General features: G+C 45.7%; 16 protein-coding genes and 8 pseudogenes. All 24 read left to right on the top strand.

The window, feature by feature from the left end; all coding sequences use genetic code 11:
* Positions 1 to 102: 102 nt before the first annotated feature.
* The 24 genes and pseudogenes from HZ996_07400 (at position 103) to rpmD (ending at position 13,919) form a co-directional block, all read left to right on the top strand.
* Positions 103 to 1,998, top strand: coding sequence for a gliding motility-associated C-terminal domain-containing protein (locus tag HZ996_07400; GenBank protein QTN38970.1), 1,896 nt, complete (start codon positions 103 to 105; stop codon positions 1,996 to 1,998).
* Between the two features lie 188 nt (positions 1,999 to 2,186).
* Positions 2,187 to 2,565 (top strand): annotated as a pseudogene (locus HZ996_07405) (30S ribosomal protein S12).
* A gap of 26 nt (positions 2,566 to 2,591) precedes the next feature.
* Complete coding sequence (gene rpsG / locus HZ996_07410; protein QTN38971.1) at positions 2,592 to 3,062, top strand: 30S ribosomal protein S7; 471 nt, start codon at positions 2,592 to 2,594, stop codon at positions 3,060 to 3,062.
* Positions 3,063 to 3,090: 28 nt separating this feature from the next.
* Positions 3,091 to 5,193: pseudogene (gene fusA / locus HZ996_07415) on the top strand (elongation factor G).
* A 12-nt stretch (positions 5,194 to 5,205) separates the two neighbouring features.
* Positions 5,206 to 5,511, top strand: coding sequence for a 30S ribosomal protein S10 (rpsJ, locus tag HZ996_07420; protein QTN38972.1), 306 nt, complete (start codon positions 5,206 to 5,208; stop codon positions 5,509 to 5,511).
* A gap of 17 nt (positions 5,512 to 5,528) precedes the next feature.
* Positions 5,529 to 6,181, top strand: a pseudogene (gene rplC, locus HZ996_07425) (50S ribosomal protein L3).
* 38 nt (positions 6,182 to 6,219) lie between these two features.
* Positions 6,220 to 6,814: pseudogene (gene rplD / locus HZ996_07430) on the top strand (50S ribosomal protein L4).
* Positions 6,811 to 7,101, top strand: a complete 291-nt coding sequence (rplW, locus tag HZ996_07435) for a 50S ribosomal protein L23 (GenBank protein ID QTN38973.1) — start codon at positions 6,811 to 6,813, stop codon at positions 7,099 to 7,101. The pseudogene rplD and the gene rplW overlap by 4 nt, the downstream one beginning before the upstream one ends.
* A 5-nt stretch (positions 7,102 to 7,106) precedes the next feature.
* Entirely contained in the window at positions 7,107 to 7,931 is an 825-nt protein-coding gene (rplB, locus tag HZ996_07440; GenBank protein ID QTN38974.1) for a 50S ribosomal protein L2, read from the top strand.
* 9 nt (positions 7,932 to 7,940) lie between these two features.
* Positions 7,941 to 8,222 (top strand): 30S ribosomal protein S19, encoded by a 282-nt coding sequence (rpsS, locus tag HZ996_07445; GenBank protein ID QTN38975.1) that lies wholly within the window; start codon positions 7,941 to 7,943, stop codon positions 8,220 to 8,222.
* 26 nt (positions 8,223 to 8,248) lie between these two features.
* Positions 8,249 to 8,656 carry a 50S ribosomal protein L22 gene (rplV, locus tag HZ996_07450; protein ID QTN38976.1) on the top strand — a complete coding sequence of 136 codons (408 nt, stop codon included), beginning with the start codon at positions 8,249 to 8,251 and terminating at the stop codon, positions 8,654 to 8,656.
* A 6-nt stretch (positions 8,657 to 8,662) separates the two neighbouring features.
* The gene (gene rpsC / locus HZ996_07455; protein QTN38977.1) at positions 8,663 to 9,385 is read left to right on the top strand and encodes a 30S ribosomal protein S3; all 723 of its coding nucleotides are present in this window, start codon (positions 8,663 to 8,665) and stop codon (positions 9,383 to 9,385) included.
* Positions 9,386 to 9,408: 23 nt separating this feature from the next.
* The gene (rplP, locus tag HZ996_07460; GenBank protein ID QTN38978.1) at positions 9,409 to 9,831 is read left to right on the top strand and encodes a 50S ribosomal protein L16; all 423 of its coding nucleotides are present in this window, start codon (positions 9,409 to 9,411) and stop codon (positions 9,829 to 9,831) included.
* A gap of 9 nt (positions 9,832 to 9,840) precedes the next feature.
* Entirely contained in the window at positions 9,841 to 10,044 is a 204-nt protein-coding gene (rpmC, locus tag HZ996_07465) for a 50S ribosomal protein L29 (protein ID QTN38979.1), read from the top strand.
* A gap of 8 nt (positions 10,045 to 10,052) precedes the next feature.
* Complete coding sequence (rpsQ, locus tag HZ996_07470) at positions 10,053 to 10,313, top strand: 30S ribosomal protein S17 (GenBank protein QTN38980.1); 261 nt, start codon at positions 10,053 to 10,055, stop codon at positions 10,311 to 10,313.
* A gap of 6 nt (positions 10,314 to 10,319) precedes the next feature.
* Positions 10,320 to 10,695: pseudogene (gene rplN, locus HZ996_07475) on the top strand (50S ribosomal protein L14).
* Positions 10,696 to 10,730: 35 nt separating this feature from the next.
* Positions 10,731 to 11,031: pseudogene (gene rplX / locus HZ996_07480) on the top strand (50S ribosomal protein L24).
* Positions 11,028 to 11,580, top strand: a pseudogene (rplE, locus tag HZ996_07485) (50S ribosomal protein L5). The pseudogenes rplX and rplE overlap by 4 nt, the downstream one beginning before the upstream one ends.
* A 4-nt stretch (positions 11,581 to 11,584) precedes the next feature.
* A pseudogene (gene rpsN, locus HZ996_07490) lies at positions 11,585 to 11,849 on the top strand (30S ribosomal protein S14).
* 16 nt (positions 11,850 to 11,865) lie between these two features.
* The gene (gene rpsH / locus HZ996_07495; protein ID QTN38981.1) at positions 11,866 to 12,261 is read left to right on the top strand and encodes a 30S ribosomal protein S8; all 396 of its coding nucleotides are present in this window, start codon (positions 11,866 to 11,868) and stop codon (positions 12,259 to 12,261) included.
* 19 nt (positions 12,262 to 12,280) lie between these two features.
* Positions 12,281 to 12,829: a 50S ribosomal protein L6 gene (rplF, locus tag HZ996_07500; protein ID QTN38982.1), complete on the top strand. Its 549-nt coding sequence runs from the start codon at positions 12,281 to 12,283 to the stop codon at positions 12,827 to 12,829.
* A gap of 15 nt (positions 12,830 to 12,844) precedes the next feature.
* Entirely contained in the window at positions 12,845 to 13,198 is a 354-nt protein-coding gene (gene rplR / locus HZ996_07505) for a 50S ribosomal protein L18 (GenBank protein ID QTN38983.1), read from the top strand.
* A gap of 7 nt (positions 13,199 to 13,205) precedes the next feature.
* A complete protein-coding gene (gene rpsE, locus HZ996_07510) occupies positions 13,206 to 13,730 on the top strand; it encodes a 30S ribosomal protein S5 (GenBank protein ID QTN38984.1) in 525 nt (174 codons plus the stop codon).
* A 12-nt stretch (positions 13,731 to 13,742) separates the two neighbouring features.
* Positions 13,743 to 13,919 (top strand): 50S ribosomal protein L30, encoded by a 177-nt coding sequence (rpmD, locus tag HZ996_07515; protein ID QTN38985.1) that lies wholly within the window; start codon positions 13,743 to 13,745, stop codon positions 13,917 to 13,919.
* Positions 13,920 to 13,933: the final 14 nt, after the last annotated feature.

A 13,933-nucleotide genomic window follows, 5' to 3' on the forward strand; every position in this document is an offset into this window, starting at 1 on the left:
GTAAATAAATAGGGGAGTGACTCAAGGCCAACCTCTCGGCATTTATTAACGTTAAATCAATAACGTCAAATCCACTATCTTTAGCCTCGATCTCCCTTTGTTATGACCAGACGATTCCTCCTTTTGTTCTCCCTATTGACGGGCTTCGTACAAGCACAAGTTATTGCGCCGGCCGATACTTTTTTGTGTCAAGGCGGCCCCATGAGTTTAACGGCGACCTACCTAGGTGGCGGCGGTTCAACGACCTATGCCGACTCCATCATCCCGTACTTCTGGGAATCTACGCCCTTGACCGGTTCCTACAACGGTCCTGATGATCAGCATTCCGGGGTTGTTAATATTGGCTTCGATTTCTGTTTTTATGGACAAACCTATTCTCAGGTTGTGGTATCCACTAATAACTACCTCACTTTTGATCTGACCAACGCCAGTGGATTTTCACCGTGGACTACGCAGGCTATTCCCAATCCAAATGAACCCTTAGCTTCCATCATGGGGCCATGGCTGGATATCAATCCCGCCACCGGGGGGACTATTACCTACGGCACGGTGGGAACAGCGCCTTTCCGGAAGTTCGTGGCAAGCTTCAATAACGTGCCGATGTTCTCGTGTACCTCGCTTCTATATAAAGGTCAAATTGTCATCTACGAAACCACGAACGTAATAGAGACTCACATCGAGAACCTTCCCTTATGCTCGAATTGGAACGGGGGAAATTCCGTACATGGCCTGCATAACGAAACGGGAACAGCCGCCTACACCGTCACGGGTCGAAACAACACACCCACGACCTTTACAAATGAAGGGCGAAGGTTTTACGGAACTGGAACAACCAATGTCATTTGGTACGATGAAAATTTCAACGCACTGGATACTGGATTAACTGTGACGGTGAATCCTACGACGTCAACGACTTACTACCTCGGACTCGAGTGCGGCGGAATTCAGGATTCTGTTTTTGTTCAAATCGGCTCCGTTGGCGCCAGTTTTGATGTGCGGGACGAGTCTTGCTATGCCTATGATGACGGTGAGGCCACGGTCCTCCTTCCCAACAACGGAGGGCAATGGGATGTTACATGGCTGAACGTATTCAACAACGTTCTCCAAGTGGACAATAACATTACCGGATCCGCAACCATTAACGGTCTTGCCGCTGGAGCGTACTTTGTTGAAATGTACGATCAGGTGAACGATTGCTCAGTTGTTGATACCGTTTACATTAATCAACCTCCCCCCATCGTGCTAAACGAGCAGGTGATGAACGCTTTCTGTGATCAGAACAACGGTTCTATTGATCTGACCTTGACCGGCGGATTTGGTCCTCTAACATTTAGTTGGGACGATGGAACACCTACCTTGGATCGAGAGAACCTATCGCCTGGGGATTACACCATTTATGTAGTGGACAGTATCGGTTGCGATTCAACCATTACTTTTACCATTGCCAACGAATTTCCAGTGACGGCTGACTTGAGCGCTTCGCCAACGAGTGGACTCGCTCCTCTCACGGTCAACTTCAACAATCTATCCACTGGCGGAACAAGCTATGGAATTGAATTTGGTACGGGCGACTCTGGGAATAATCCGGACACCACTTATACCTTCACAGAGAATGGTCTTTACACCGTAGTATTATATGGTGTAGATTCCCTTTCTGGTTGTACAGACACAACAACCTTAATCATTGACGTAACGAGTGACCCGAGGGTAATGATGCCCAATGTTTTTAGTCCAGGAGGAAATTTTCCTTATTTCAATGCGGTGACGGCCAACGACAGCACGGCTAATATTGATCAGTTCCAGGGAGTTATTTACACCAGATGGGGTAATACCATCTATGAATGGTCGGACTGGTCAACGCCCTCTGCCGGTTGGGACGGCACCGTGGGTGGGTCCGAAGCTAGTGAAGGGGTTTACTATTATACAGTCCGTGCCACTGGAGGAAATGGAAAAACCATTGAACAGAGCGGTCATTTAATGCTCATTCGCAACGATTAAAAAATACCTTATATAATAGGTTACATCTCCCGCCAAGTGCGGGAGTTTTCTTTTTGATCCAAGTGCCCAAAATCCCTGTAGATTTTCCCTTTCTAACCACTTGGATGTTAGATTTTTTGTCTTACCTTTGCAGTCCCTAAAAAACTGGGGTATTGTATTTTATCTGATCGGAACACAATTATAAGTATATGCCAACGATACAGCAGCTTGTACGAAAAGGCAGAAAACAGCATCGAAAAGAAGAGTAAGTCTGCGGCACTCGATTCGAGTCCCCAAAGAAGAGGTGTTTGTGTACGTGTTTATACCACCACCCCAAAGAAGCCGAATTCGGCTATGAGAAAGGTGGCCAGGGTAAGGTTGACCAATGGGAAAGAGGTGAACGCATATATCGGCGGAGAAGGTCACAACCTTCAGGAGCACTCGATCGTGTTAGTTAGAGGAGGAAGGGTTAAGGACCTTCCAGGTGTACGGTATCACATTGTAAGGGGAGCACTGGATACGGCAGGAGTCGAAGGTAGACTTCAAAGAAGATCAAAATACGGCGCTAAGCGACCAAAGAAAAAATAATACGGTAACGAGCACTCTATACTAAGATGAGAAGAAGAACCGCAAAGAAGCACACAATTCTACCAGATCCTAAGTTTAACGAGGAGCTGGTAACCAAGTTTGTGAACAATCTCATGCTTGAAGGCAAGAAAACTTTGGCCTTTAAAATCTTTTATGATGCTATCGAGATAGTAGACAAGAAGGTTGAGGAAGAGAATGGGTTGGATGTTTGGAAGAAGGCATTGACTAACGTAACACCAGGTGTTGAGGTAAGAAGCCGTCGTGTTGGTGGAGCTACATTCCAGATTCCTACTCCGGTGCGAGATGCTCGTAAGCTGTCTTTGGGAATGAAGTGGTTGATCAAATATTCCAGACTCCGTAATGAGAAGTCCATGTCTGAGAAATTAGCCGGTGAGATCATCGCTGCAGCTAAGGAAGAGGGCGCAGCTTACAAGAAAAAAGAAGATACGCATAGAATGGCAGAAGCAAACAAAGCCTTCTCTCATTTTAGATTTTAAGAACACACAGACACTAGACCATACTGTCATGTCAAAGAGAGATTTAACATACACGAGGAACATTGGGATTGCCGCTCACATTGATGCGGGTAAGACTACTACTACCGAGCGTATTCTGTATTATGCCGGTGTTAGCCATAAGATTGGTGAGGTTCACGATGGTGCCGCTACCATGGACTGGATGGAGCAAGAGCAGGAAAGGGGTATTACTATTACCTCGGCTGCAACAACTGTTTTCTGGCCTTATAGAGGTAATGAGTATCACATCAATATTATTGATACACCCGGTCACGTTGACTTTACTGTGGAAGTAAACCGATCCTTGCGAGTACTCGATGGGTTGGTTTTCTTGTTTAGTGCGGTAGATGGTGTTGAGCCTCAGTCTGAAACTAACTGGCGACTGGCTAACAACTACAACGTACCAAGACTTGGTTTCGTGAACAAGATGGACCGTTCTGGTTCTGACTTCCTCAACGTTTGCCGTCAGGTAAAAGAGATGTTGGGAAGCACGGCAGTGCCTTTGCAATTGCCTATTGGTTCAGAGGAGCACTTCAAAGGTGTAGTTGATTTGGTGAACAATGGAATCGTATGGAACGAGGAGGATATGGGAATGACTTTCGAGGAAGTTCCTGTACCTGAGGATATGGCTGCTGAGGCTGAAGAGTACAGAGAGAAGTTGCTGGAGGCTGTTGCGGAGTACGATGATACGCTCATGGAGAAGTACTTTGAGGATCCAAACAGCATTAGCGAGGAAGAGATTCTTAACGCTTTGAGACAGGCCACTATCAATGGTGACCTAGTTCCTATGATGTGTGGTTCTGCTTTCAAGAACAAGGGTGTTCAGGCCATGTTGGACATGGTAATGAGATCTTGCCTTCACCACTAGATGTTGAAGCCATCGAAGGAACCAATCCTGACACAGAGGAGCCAGCTACAAGAAAGCCGTCAACTGAAGAGCCATTTTCGGCACTGGCATTTAAGATTGCTACGGATCCATTCGTAGGACGTCTTTGCTTTGTGAGGTCGTACTCAGGAAGCCTAGATGCAGGGTCTTACGTTCTAAACACACGAACTGGAAACAAAGAGAGAATCTCTAGAATTTTCCAGATGCACGCGAACAAGCAAAATCAAATTGAGAAGCTGCACTGTGGAGACATCGCGGCCTTGGTTGGATTTAAAGACATTAAGACGGGTGATACACTTTGTGCTGAGAAGTCACCGATTGTACTGGAGTCCATGGATTTCCCAGATCCGGTAATTGGTATCGCTATTGAGCCTAAAACTCAGGCGGACGTCGATAAGCTAGGTATTGCTCTGGCAAAGTTGACTGAAGAAGATCCAACGTTGACTATTCACACCGATGAGGACTCTGGCCAGACTGTATTGAGTGGTATGGGTGAGCTTCACTTGGATATCATCCTCGATCGTCTGAAGAGAGAATTCAAAGTTGAATGTAACCAAGGTGCGCCTCAGGTAGCCTACAAGGAAGCTATTGTTGGTAGTGTTGAGCACAGAGAGGTTTACAAGAAGCAGACTGGTGGCCGTGGTAAGTTCGCAGACATTCAAGTGGTTATTGAAGCGGCTGATGCGGAGACTGAAGGACTTGATTTTGAAAACAAGATCAAGGGAGGAAACATTCCAAGAGAATTCATTCCATCCGTTGAAAAAGGATTTAAGGATGCCATGGCCAATGGTGTATTGGCTGGTTTCCCACTAGATAGACTTAAGGTTACATTGATCGATGGGTCTTTCCACCAGGTGGATTCAGATCAGCTGTCTTTCGAGCTTTGTGCCAAGATGGCGTACAGAGAGGCGATTCCAAGATGTCAGCCTGTGATCCTTGAGCCTATCATGAAATTGGAAGTGGTAACCCCTGAGGAGAACATGGGTGACATTGTTGGTGACCTGAACAGAAGTCGTGGGAATGGTTGAAGGTATGGACGACCGTGCCGGATCCAAAGTAGTTAAGGCTAAGGTGCCGCTTTCCGAAATGTTTGGATATGTGACTGCCTTGAGAACCATCTCTTCAGGACGAGCGACTTCAACTATGGAGTTCTCACACTACGATCAGTGTCCTAAGAATATCTCTGATGAGGTAATTGCTAAGGCCCAAGGTAAAGTTGAAGCATAATAAGAAGGTCAGATGAACCAGAAGATTAGAATAAAATTAAAGTCTTACGATCACAACTTGGTTGACAAGAGCGCTGAGAAAATCGTGAAGACGGTGAAGACTACCGGAGCTGTTGTTAGTGGTCCAATTCCACTGCCAACGCACAAACGGATCTACACTGTATTGAAGTCGCCACACGTGAACAAAAAGGCACGTGAGCAGTTTCAGCTTTGCGCATACAAGCGCCTGATGGACATCTACAGTACTTCATCTAAGACTGTAGACGCACTCATGAAGCTGGAGCTACCAAGTGGTGTGGAAGTAGAAATTAAAGTGTAATAACCAACATTAGAGAGATGCCAGGATTGATTGGAAAAAAGTTGGGAATGACTAGCTTGTACAGTGCCGAGGGCAAGAACTTGCCATGCACGCTATTGGAAGTTGGTCCATGCTATGTTACGCAGATCAGAACCCAGGAAGCTGATGGATATGATGCTGTGCAGATAGCTTGGGGCGAGCGTTCAAGGAGAAGAATACTCCTAAGGCACTCGCCGGACACTTCAAGAAAGCTGGTGTATCACCAAAGAGCAAGGTCATTGAAGTTGATGGCTTTGAGCAAGATTTGAAATTAGGTGACGCTGTTACTGTAGAGATCTTCGAAGCTGGTGAGTTTGTTGACGTTGTTGGAACATCTAAAGGGAAAGGTTTCCAGGGTGTTGTTAAACGTCACAACTTCCGAGGAGTTGGAGATGCTACACACGGTCAGCACAATCGAATGAGAGCCCCAGGTTCTATTGGAGCGGCTTCTTATCCTGCCCGGGTATTCAAGGGTATGAAGTATGGCTGGCCAAATGGGTAACGCCAGCGGTGAAGCAGATGTCGCTGCAAATTCTCAAAGTTGATGTGGAAAAGAATCTTGATGGTGGTTAAAGGATCTGTAGCCTGGTGCCAAAGGAGGAACTTCGTAATCATTCGAAAAATAAGGAAGCATGGATTTAGCAGTATGTAGATACCAGAACGGAAAGAAGACCTCTAAGAAGCGTTAAGCTGACCTAGGCTGAGTCCATTTTCGGGATTGAGCCGAATGATCATGCTATCTACCTTGATGTGAAGCAGTACTTGGCCAACCAGCGTCAAGGAACTCACAAGGCCAAGGAAAGAGCCGAGATCGTGGGTAGTACCAGAAAGATCAAGAGAGCAAAAAGGAACTGGTACTGCACGATGCAGGTAGCATCAAGAACGCCATTGTTCAAGCGGAGGTGGACGTATCTTCGGTCCAAGACCACGTAACTACGGGTTCAAATTGAACAAAAAAGTGAAGCGTTTGGCTCGAGTTTCTGCCTTGAGTTACAAAGCCAAGGATTCGAATATTGTCGTTTTGGAGGACTTTTCATTCGAAGCTCCAAAGACCAAGGATTTTGCTGGTGTTTTAACAGCAGTGGCGTCTGACGCGAAAAAATCCTTGCTAGTACTGGCTGAGCCAAATAAAAACGTATATTTGTCCTCCCGAAATTTGCAGGGTGTAGAGGTTGTAACCGCCTCAGAATTAAACACTTACAAAACTTTGGGGGCAAACAAGTTGATTTTGACTGAAGGATCAATTGAAAAGATTGAAACTTTATTAAGCGAGAAGAAATCATGAGTGTATTGATTAAGCCGATTATTACGGAGAAAATGACAGGCCTTGCTGAGGACCTGAATCAGTACGGATTCTTGGTCGCTAAATCAGCTAATAAGGTCGAAATCAAAAAGGCTATTGAAGGGAAGTACGGGGTATCTGTAACTGGTGTTCGTACGGTGAACTACAATGGCAAGAGCAAATCTCGATATACCAAAGGAGGTATGATCGAGGGGAGAACGAACTCATATAAGAAAGCCATTGTGTCTGTCGCTGAGGGAGACATGATCGATTTCTATAGCAATATTTAATTGAGATGGCTGTAAAGAGACTCAGACCGACTACTCCAGGGCAGCGTTTTCGTTTCGCGAATAACTTCGAGAACGTAACCACAGACAAGCCCGAGAAGAGCCTGACAAAAGGTAAGACTAAGTCCGGTGGTCGTAACAATACGGGTAAAATGACCATGCGCTATGTAGGTGGTGGTCACAAGCGTCGTTACCGTGCTATTGATTTCAAGCGCGACAAGTTTGAAGTGCCTGGAAAAGTGGCATCTATCGAGTACGATCCAAACCGGAGTGCGCGTATTGCTTTGATTAACTACGCAGATGGTGAGAAGCGATATATTTTGGCTCCAAACGGATTGAACGTCGGAGACGAAGTGCAAGCAGGTAAAGGAGCTCCAGTAAATGTTGGAAACGCATTGTACTTGAGTGACATTCCATTAGGTACGATCATCCACAACATCGAATTGCGTCCTGGTCAGGGAGGTATGATGGCTCGAAGTGCGGGTACCTATGCGCAGCTTGCTGCTCGTGAGGGACGTTTTGCTGTTTTGAAGATGCCTTCAGGAGAGACTCGAATGATCTTGGTTACGTGTTTGGCGACTATTGGAGTTGTATCGAACAGTGATCACGCTCTTGAGCGTCTTGGAAAAGCTGGTCGTAAGCGTTGGTTGGGTCGTCGTCCACGTACTCGTGGTGTGGCTATGAACCCGGTTGATCACCCAATGGGTGGTGGTGAAGGACGTCAGTCTGGAGGTCACCCACGTTCAAGAAATGGGGTGCCAGCTAAAGGGTTTAAGACTCGCGCTAAGAAAAAGGCTAGTAACCGTTACATCATTGAACGAAGAAAGAAATAAGACTGAATCATGGCAAGATCACTCAAAAAAGGACCATACGTACACTATAAGCTCGAGCGCAAAGTAATGGCTCAAGCGGAAGGTGGAAAGAAAGGGGTTATTAAGACCTGGTCACGCGCTTCTATGATCACTCCTGACTTCGTTGGAATGACTATCGCAGTGCACAACGGACGCCAGTTTGTACCGGTGTACGTAACGGAAAACATGGTAGGGCACAAGCTCGGAGAGTTTGCTTTGACCCGCACGTACCGTGGCCACGGAGGAAATAAAAAAGATAAGGGTAAGCGATAATAGCCTAATCGAGAAAAGAATTAGAAATGGGTTCAAGAAAACACAATGTCGCCGAGGCACGCAAGGAAGCAAACAAGAATATTGCTTTCGCCAAGTTGCGAAACTGTCCAACCTCACCACGCAAAATGCGTCTGGTAGCTGATATGATTCGTGGAATTGACGCTGATAAAGCTCTTTTCATGTTGAAGTACAGCAACAAAGAAGCTTCTCAAAGCATGGAGAAGTTGTTGCAAAGCGCAATTGCGAACTGGGAGCAGAAGTTTGATGAGACTTTTGATGTTGATTCAGGTTTGTACATCAAAGAAGTATATGTGGACAGCGCACGTATGCTTAAGCGCCTTCAAACTGCACCTCAAGGACGTGCACACAGAATCCGTAAGCGTTCGAACCACGTAACGATGGTATTGGATACGCGTAACAACACTGAAGACTAAGAAGTAATGGGACAAAAGACCAATCCAATCGGAAACAGACTTGGAATCATCCGCGGATGGGAATCCAACTGGTACGGAGGAGATAACTACGGTGATAAATTAGCTGAAGACAAAAAGGTACGTAACTACCTCTACGCACGTCTTTCGAAAGCTAGTGTTTCTCGAATCATCATCGAGAGAACCTTGAAGCTGGTAACAGTTACAATCACTACTGCGCGTCCAGGTATCATCATTGGTAAAGGAGGACAGGAAGTCGATAAACTGAAGGAAGAGTTGAAAAAACTCACTGGTAAAGAGGTTCAAATCAACATTTTCGAGATTAAACGACCAGAACTAGATGCATTCTTAGTCGCATCGAGTATTGCTCGTCAGATCGAAGGGCGAATCTCTTACCGTCGTGCTACCAAAATGGCAATTGCTGCGGCAATGCGCATGGGAGCTGAAGGAATCAAGATCCAAATCAGCGGACGTTTGAATGGAGCGGAGATGGCTCGTACAGAGATGTTCAAGGATGGACGTACACCACTTCACACCTTCCGTGCAGATATCGATTATGCTTTGGTTGAAGCGCACACTACCTACGGACGTTTGGGAGTGAAGGTATGGATCATGAAAGGAGAGGTTTACGGAAAGCGTGACTTGTCTAATGTATTGGGTCAGAAGGCTGGAAAATCACCACAAGGTGGTGGCGGAGGTCGTCGTCCTGGAGCAAGAAGAAGAAAGAAGTAAGATTTAGATAAAAGGCAGCTAAAATGTTACAGCCGAAAAGAACAAAATTCCGTCGCGTACAGAAAGGCCGAATGAAAGGGAACGCTCAACGCGGAAACCAATTGGCATTCGGAACTTTTGGAATTAAAGCTTTGGAATCGACTTGGATGACTTCAAGACAAATTGAAGCAGCTCGTATCGCCGCTACGCGTTACATGAAGCGTGAAGGTCAATTGTGGATCCGTGTGTTCCCCGATAAGCCAATTACCAAGAAGCCAGCCGAAGTACGGATGGGTAAGGGTAAAGGAGCGCCAGAATATTGGGCTGCTGTCGTTAAGCCAGGTCGAGTTCTCTTTGAATTGGACGGAGTACCTGCAGATGTTGCTAAAGAAGCACTTCGTTTGGCTGCTCAGAAATTGCCAATCACGACCAAATTTGTTGTACGCCGCGACTTTACCGGTCAATAATATTTTGAGATGAAACAATCAGTAATCATTGAAATGTCTACAGCCGAGTTGATCGAACGCATCGGTGAAGAACAAAACAAATTGGCGGATATGCGCATGAGTCATGCTGTATCGCAGTTGGAAAACCCAATGGAATTGCGCCAGTTGAGAAAAACAATTGCCCGTTTGAACACGGAGTTGACGAAGAGAAACGCAGAACAAGCGTCAAACTAATTTGGCTGATGGAAACGACAAGAAATCTAAGAAAAGAGCGTATCGGCATTGTAACCAGCAACAAGATGGATAAGTCTGCTGTGGTTATGATCGAGCGCAAAGTGAAGCACCCTATGTACGGGAAGTTTGTCAAGAAAACTTCAAAGTTTATGGTGCATGATGAAAAGAATGATTGCAACATCGGTGATACAGTTCGCATTATGGAAACACGTCCATTGAGCAAGAACAAGAACTGGCGCCTGGTGGAAATTATTGAAAGAGCTAAATAAACTGTCATGGTACAACAAGAGTCACGACTGAAAGTTGCAGACAACACGTGGAGCCACGGGAAGTGCTTGGTGCATTAGAGTGTTGGGAGGAACGAAGAGGAGATATGCTTCCATCGGAGACACCATCGTATGTACTGTAAAAGACGCGATGCCATCAGGTAACGTCAAAAAGGGCCAGGTGTCCAGAGCAGTAGTAGTAAGAACGAAGAAGGAAGTAAGACGACCAGATGGTTCTTACATCCGATTCGACGACAACGCTGTAGTACTGTTGAACACAGGCAGGTGAGATGAGAGGTACTAGGATATTTGGTCCTGTTGCCAGAGAGCTGAGAGAGAAGCAAGTTCATGAAGATTGTATCACTTGGCTCCTGAGGTAATATAAAATGGCGGAATGAAGAGTCAGCTGCAAAAGAAAACATAGGAGATAGCGTACAAGTTATTGCTGGGAAAGAGGAGAGCAAGGAAGGTGTTGTCCAAAAGGTTGACAGCAAAAGCAATCGCGCGATTGTGGAAGGATTGAACCGTTGTGAAGAAACACGTAAAACCTAGTGCAGCAAATCCACAAGGTGGAATTACAGAAGAAGAAGCTCCAATTCACATCTCAAATTTGATGGTCTTGGATCCTAAGTCTGGTGAGCCTACACGTGTAGGTCGTCGCGTGAATGACGAGGGTAAAATTGAGAGATACTCTAAAACATCAGGGGAGGTACTAAAATGAGCGATTACAAGCCAAGATTAAAGACCGAATACCAGGATCGAATCATTCCTGCGTTGACTGAGCAGTTTAGCTACACGAACGTAATGCGTGTACCAAAGCTTAAGAAAATTGTCTTGAGCCAAGGGGTAGGAGAGGCTGTAGCAGATAAGCGCCTGATTGAGTCAGCATTGGAGGAAATGACCATGATCGCCGGTCAGAAAGCAGTACCTACGTACTCGAAGAAGGACATCTCAGTAACTTCAAATTGAGAAAAGGGATGCCAGTTGGAGCAAGAGTCACCTTGAGAGGTGATACGAATGTATGAATTCCTCGATAGCTTAATCTCGTTGCAGCTGCCAAGTAACACGTGACTTCAGAGGTGTGGTACTGGATTTGATAAGAGTGGAAACTATCACATTCGGTATTACCGAGCAAATCATCTTTCCGGAGATCGATATCGATAAGGTGAACCGAGTAAGTGGAATGGATGTAACATTTGTTACCAACTCTGGGACAAAAGAAGAATCGAAGCATTGTTGGAAGGTTTTGGTTTCCTCTGAAAAAAAGTAATAGGATGGCAAAAGAATCAATGAAGGCGCGAGAGCGCAAACGAGAGCGAATGGTGGCTAAGTATGCTGAGAAGCGCGCGGCTTTGAAAGAAGCCGGAGACTGGGATGCTTTGCAAAGCTTCCTAAGAACTCCTCAGTGAGGTTGCATAACCGTTGTCAGCTTACTGGCCGACCAAGAGGTTATATGCGGCAGTTTGGAATTTCGCGGTAACCTTCCGCAAAATGGCGCTGGCAGGTAAAATCCCTGGAGTAACGAAAGCCAGTTGGTAGATTAAAAAGAGAAGCAATGACAGATCCAATTGCAGATTTTTTGACTCGTATGCGCAATGCGCTTATGGCTGGTCATAAAGTAGTAGATGTTCCTTCATCAAAGATCAAAGTAGAAATCGCTAAGATTTTGAAAGATCAAGGTTACATCCGCGATTACAAGATTGAAGAAGATAACAAACAAGGAGTCTTGAAAGTGGCCTTGAAATACAATGCGAAGACAAAGCTTCCAGCCATCAAGAAGCTTCAGCGTGTAAGTAGCCCAGGACTTCGACAGTACAGCAACGCACAGGACATGCCTCGCGTATTGAATGGGTTGGGTATTGCCATTGTTTCTACTTCGAGTGGAGTAATGACAGATAAAAAGGCTCGCCAAGAAAACGTGGGCGGCGAAGTACTCTGTTACGTTTATTAATTAGAAAAGACTAAGAGGGATGTCACGAATTGGAAAGAATCCGATTGAAATTCCACAGGGAGCGGAAATTAAAATCGATGGCCAGATGGTCACGGTAAAGGGCCCCAAAGGAGAATTGTCTCACGAGATCAACGAGGGAATCTCCGTAAGTATGGAAGACGGAATCTTGGAAGTAAAACGCGCTAATGATTCTAAAGATCTGCGTGCACTTCACGGAACAAACCGCGCCTTGCTCAGCAATATGATTCAAGGGGTTACCACAGGATTCACGAAGTCATTAGAGTTGGTTGGAGTAGGATATCGTGCTTCAAATCAAGGACAGAAATTGGATCTGTCTTTGGGTTTCAGCCACAACATTGTGTTTGAAATTCCAGCGGAAGTGAAATTGGAGACGAAGTCTGAGAAGGGACAGAACCCACAAGTTATTTTGAGTTCTCATGACAATCAACTTTTGGGAATGGTCGCGGCTAAGATTCGCGCATTCCGCAAGCCTGAGCCTTACAAAGGAAAGGGTGTTCGATTTACAGGAGAGCATATTCGTCGTAAAGCAGGTAAAGCTGCAGGTTAATAGGAGGATAGAATTATGGCATTGACAAAATCCGAAAGAAGACAGCGTATTAAAATGCGCGTTCGCAAGAAGGTAGCGGGTACCCCTGATCGTCCTAGACTTTCAGTTTTCCGCTCGAACAAAGAAATCTACGTTCAGTTGATCAACGATCTAACGGGAGAGACGCTTGTAAGCGCCTCATCACGGGAGAAGGATGTAAAGGCTGAAGGTACCAAAAGCGAAGTCGCACGTGAAGTAGGAAAAGTGGTTGCGGCTAAGGCAATTGAGAAAGGAATTACGGAGTGTAGCTTCGATCGTAACGGGTACTTGTATCACGGGCGAGTTAAGCATTTGGCTGAAGGAGCTCGTGAAGGCGGCTTAAAATTTTAATTAGGATATGTTAACAGAATACAAAAACGTCGAGCGCGTAAAACCTACCGGAATCGAGTTGAAAGACCGCTTGGTTGGTATCCAGCGTGTAACCAAGGTGACCAAGGGTGGTCGTACTTTTGGCTTCTCTGCAATTGTTGTTGTAGGAGACGAGAACGGTGTTGTAGGTATCGGTTTAGGTAAGTCAAAGGAAGTTTCTGAGGCGATTACCAAAGGAATCGAAGACGCTAAGAAAAACTTGGTTCGTATTCCACTAGTGAAAGGAACTATTCCTCACGCTCAGGACGGTAAATTCGGGGGTGCTCGAGTGTTCATCCGTCCAGCTGCGAATGGTACAGGAGTAATTGCCGGTGGAGCAATGCGCGCCGTATTGGAAGCTGTAGGAGTGCATGATGTACTTGCAAAGTCTAAGGGCTCATCAAACCCACATAACGCTGTTAAAGCGACTATGGATGCTTTGTTGAACCTTCGCGATGCAAATGCAGTAGCGGCTCAACGCGGCGTTTCTGTAAGCAAAGTATTTAACGGATAATTCGGTACTGAAATGAGTACGATCAAAGTAAAACAAGTACGAAGCGCCATCAATCGGACTAAGCGTCAGAAGGATACAATGGTTGCTTTGGGATTGAAAAAGATGAATCAAGTAGTCGAGCACAACGACACTCCTCAGATTCGAGGTATGGTCGCTAAGGTGAGTCACTTGGTTGAAGTTATTGACTAAACAAGCTTAAGGCT

Source organism: Cryomorphaceae bacterium (assembly GCA_017798125.1).
Lineage (GTDB): Bacteria > Bacteroidota > Bacteroidia > Flavobacteriales > ECT2AJA-044 > ECT2AJA-044.

Bases quoted from the DNA above. Each gene is read 5' to 3' on its own strand.
- HZ996_07400 (QTN38970.1), top strand. From the start codon at position 103: ATGACCAGACGATTCCTCCTTTTGTTCTCCCTATTGACGGGCTTCGTA.
- rpsG (QTN38971.1), top strand. From the start codon at position 2,592: ATGAGAAGAAGAACCGCAAAGAAGCACACAATTCTACCAGATCCTAAG.
- rpsJ (QTN38972.1), top strand. From the start codon at position 5,206: ATGAACCAGAAGATTAGAATAAAATTAAAGTCTTACGATCACAACTTG.
- rplW (QTN38973.1), top strand. From the start codon at position 6,811: ATGAGTGTATTGATTAAGCCGATTATTACGGAGAAAATGACAGGCCTT.
- rplB (QTN38974.1), top strand. From the start codon at position 7,107: ATGGCTGTAAAGAGACTCAGACCGACTACTCCAGGGCAGCGTTTTCGT.
- rpsS (QTN38975.1), top strand. From the start codon at position 7,941: ATGGCAAGATCACTCAAAAAAGGACCATACGTACACTATAAGCTCGAG.
- rplV (QTN38976.1), top strand. From the start codon at position 8,249: ATGGGTTCAAGAAAACACAATGTCGCCGAGGCACGCAAGGAAGCAAAC.
- rpsC (QTN38977.1), top strand. From the start codon at position 8,663: ATGGGACAAAAGACCAATCCAATCGGAAACAGACTTGGAATCATCCGC.
- rplP (QTN38978.1), top strand. From the start codon at position 9,409: ATGTTACAGCCGAAAAGAACAAAATTCCGTCGCGTACAGAAAGGCCGA.
- rpmC (QTN38979.1), top strand. From the start codon at position 9,841: ATGAAACAATCAGTAATCATTGAAATGTCTACAGCCGAGTTGATCGAA.
- rpsQ (QTN38980.1), top strand. From the start codon at position 10,053: ATGGAAACGACAAGAAATCTAAGAAAAGAGCGTATCGGCATTGTAACC.
- rpsH (QTN38981.1), top strand. From the start codon at position 11,866: ATGACAGATCCAATTGCAGATTTTTTGACTCGTATGCGCAATGCGCTT.
- rplF (QTN38982.1), top strand. From the start codon at position 12,281: ATGTCACGAATTGGAAAGAATCCGATTGAAATTCCACAGGGAGCGGAA.
- rplR (QTN38983.1), top strand. From the start codon at position 12,845: ATGGCATTGACAAAATCCGAAAGAAGACAGCGTATTAAAATGCGCGTT.
- rpsE (QTN38984.1), top strand. From the start codon at position 13,206: ATGTTAACAGAATACAAAAACGTCGAGCGCGTAAAACCTACCGGAATC.
- rpmD (QTN38985.1), top strand. From the start codon at position 13,743: ATGAGTACGATCAAAGTAAAACAAGTACGAAGCGCCATCAATCGGACT.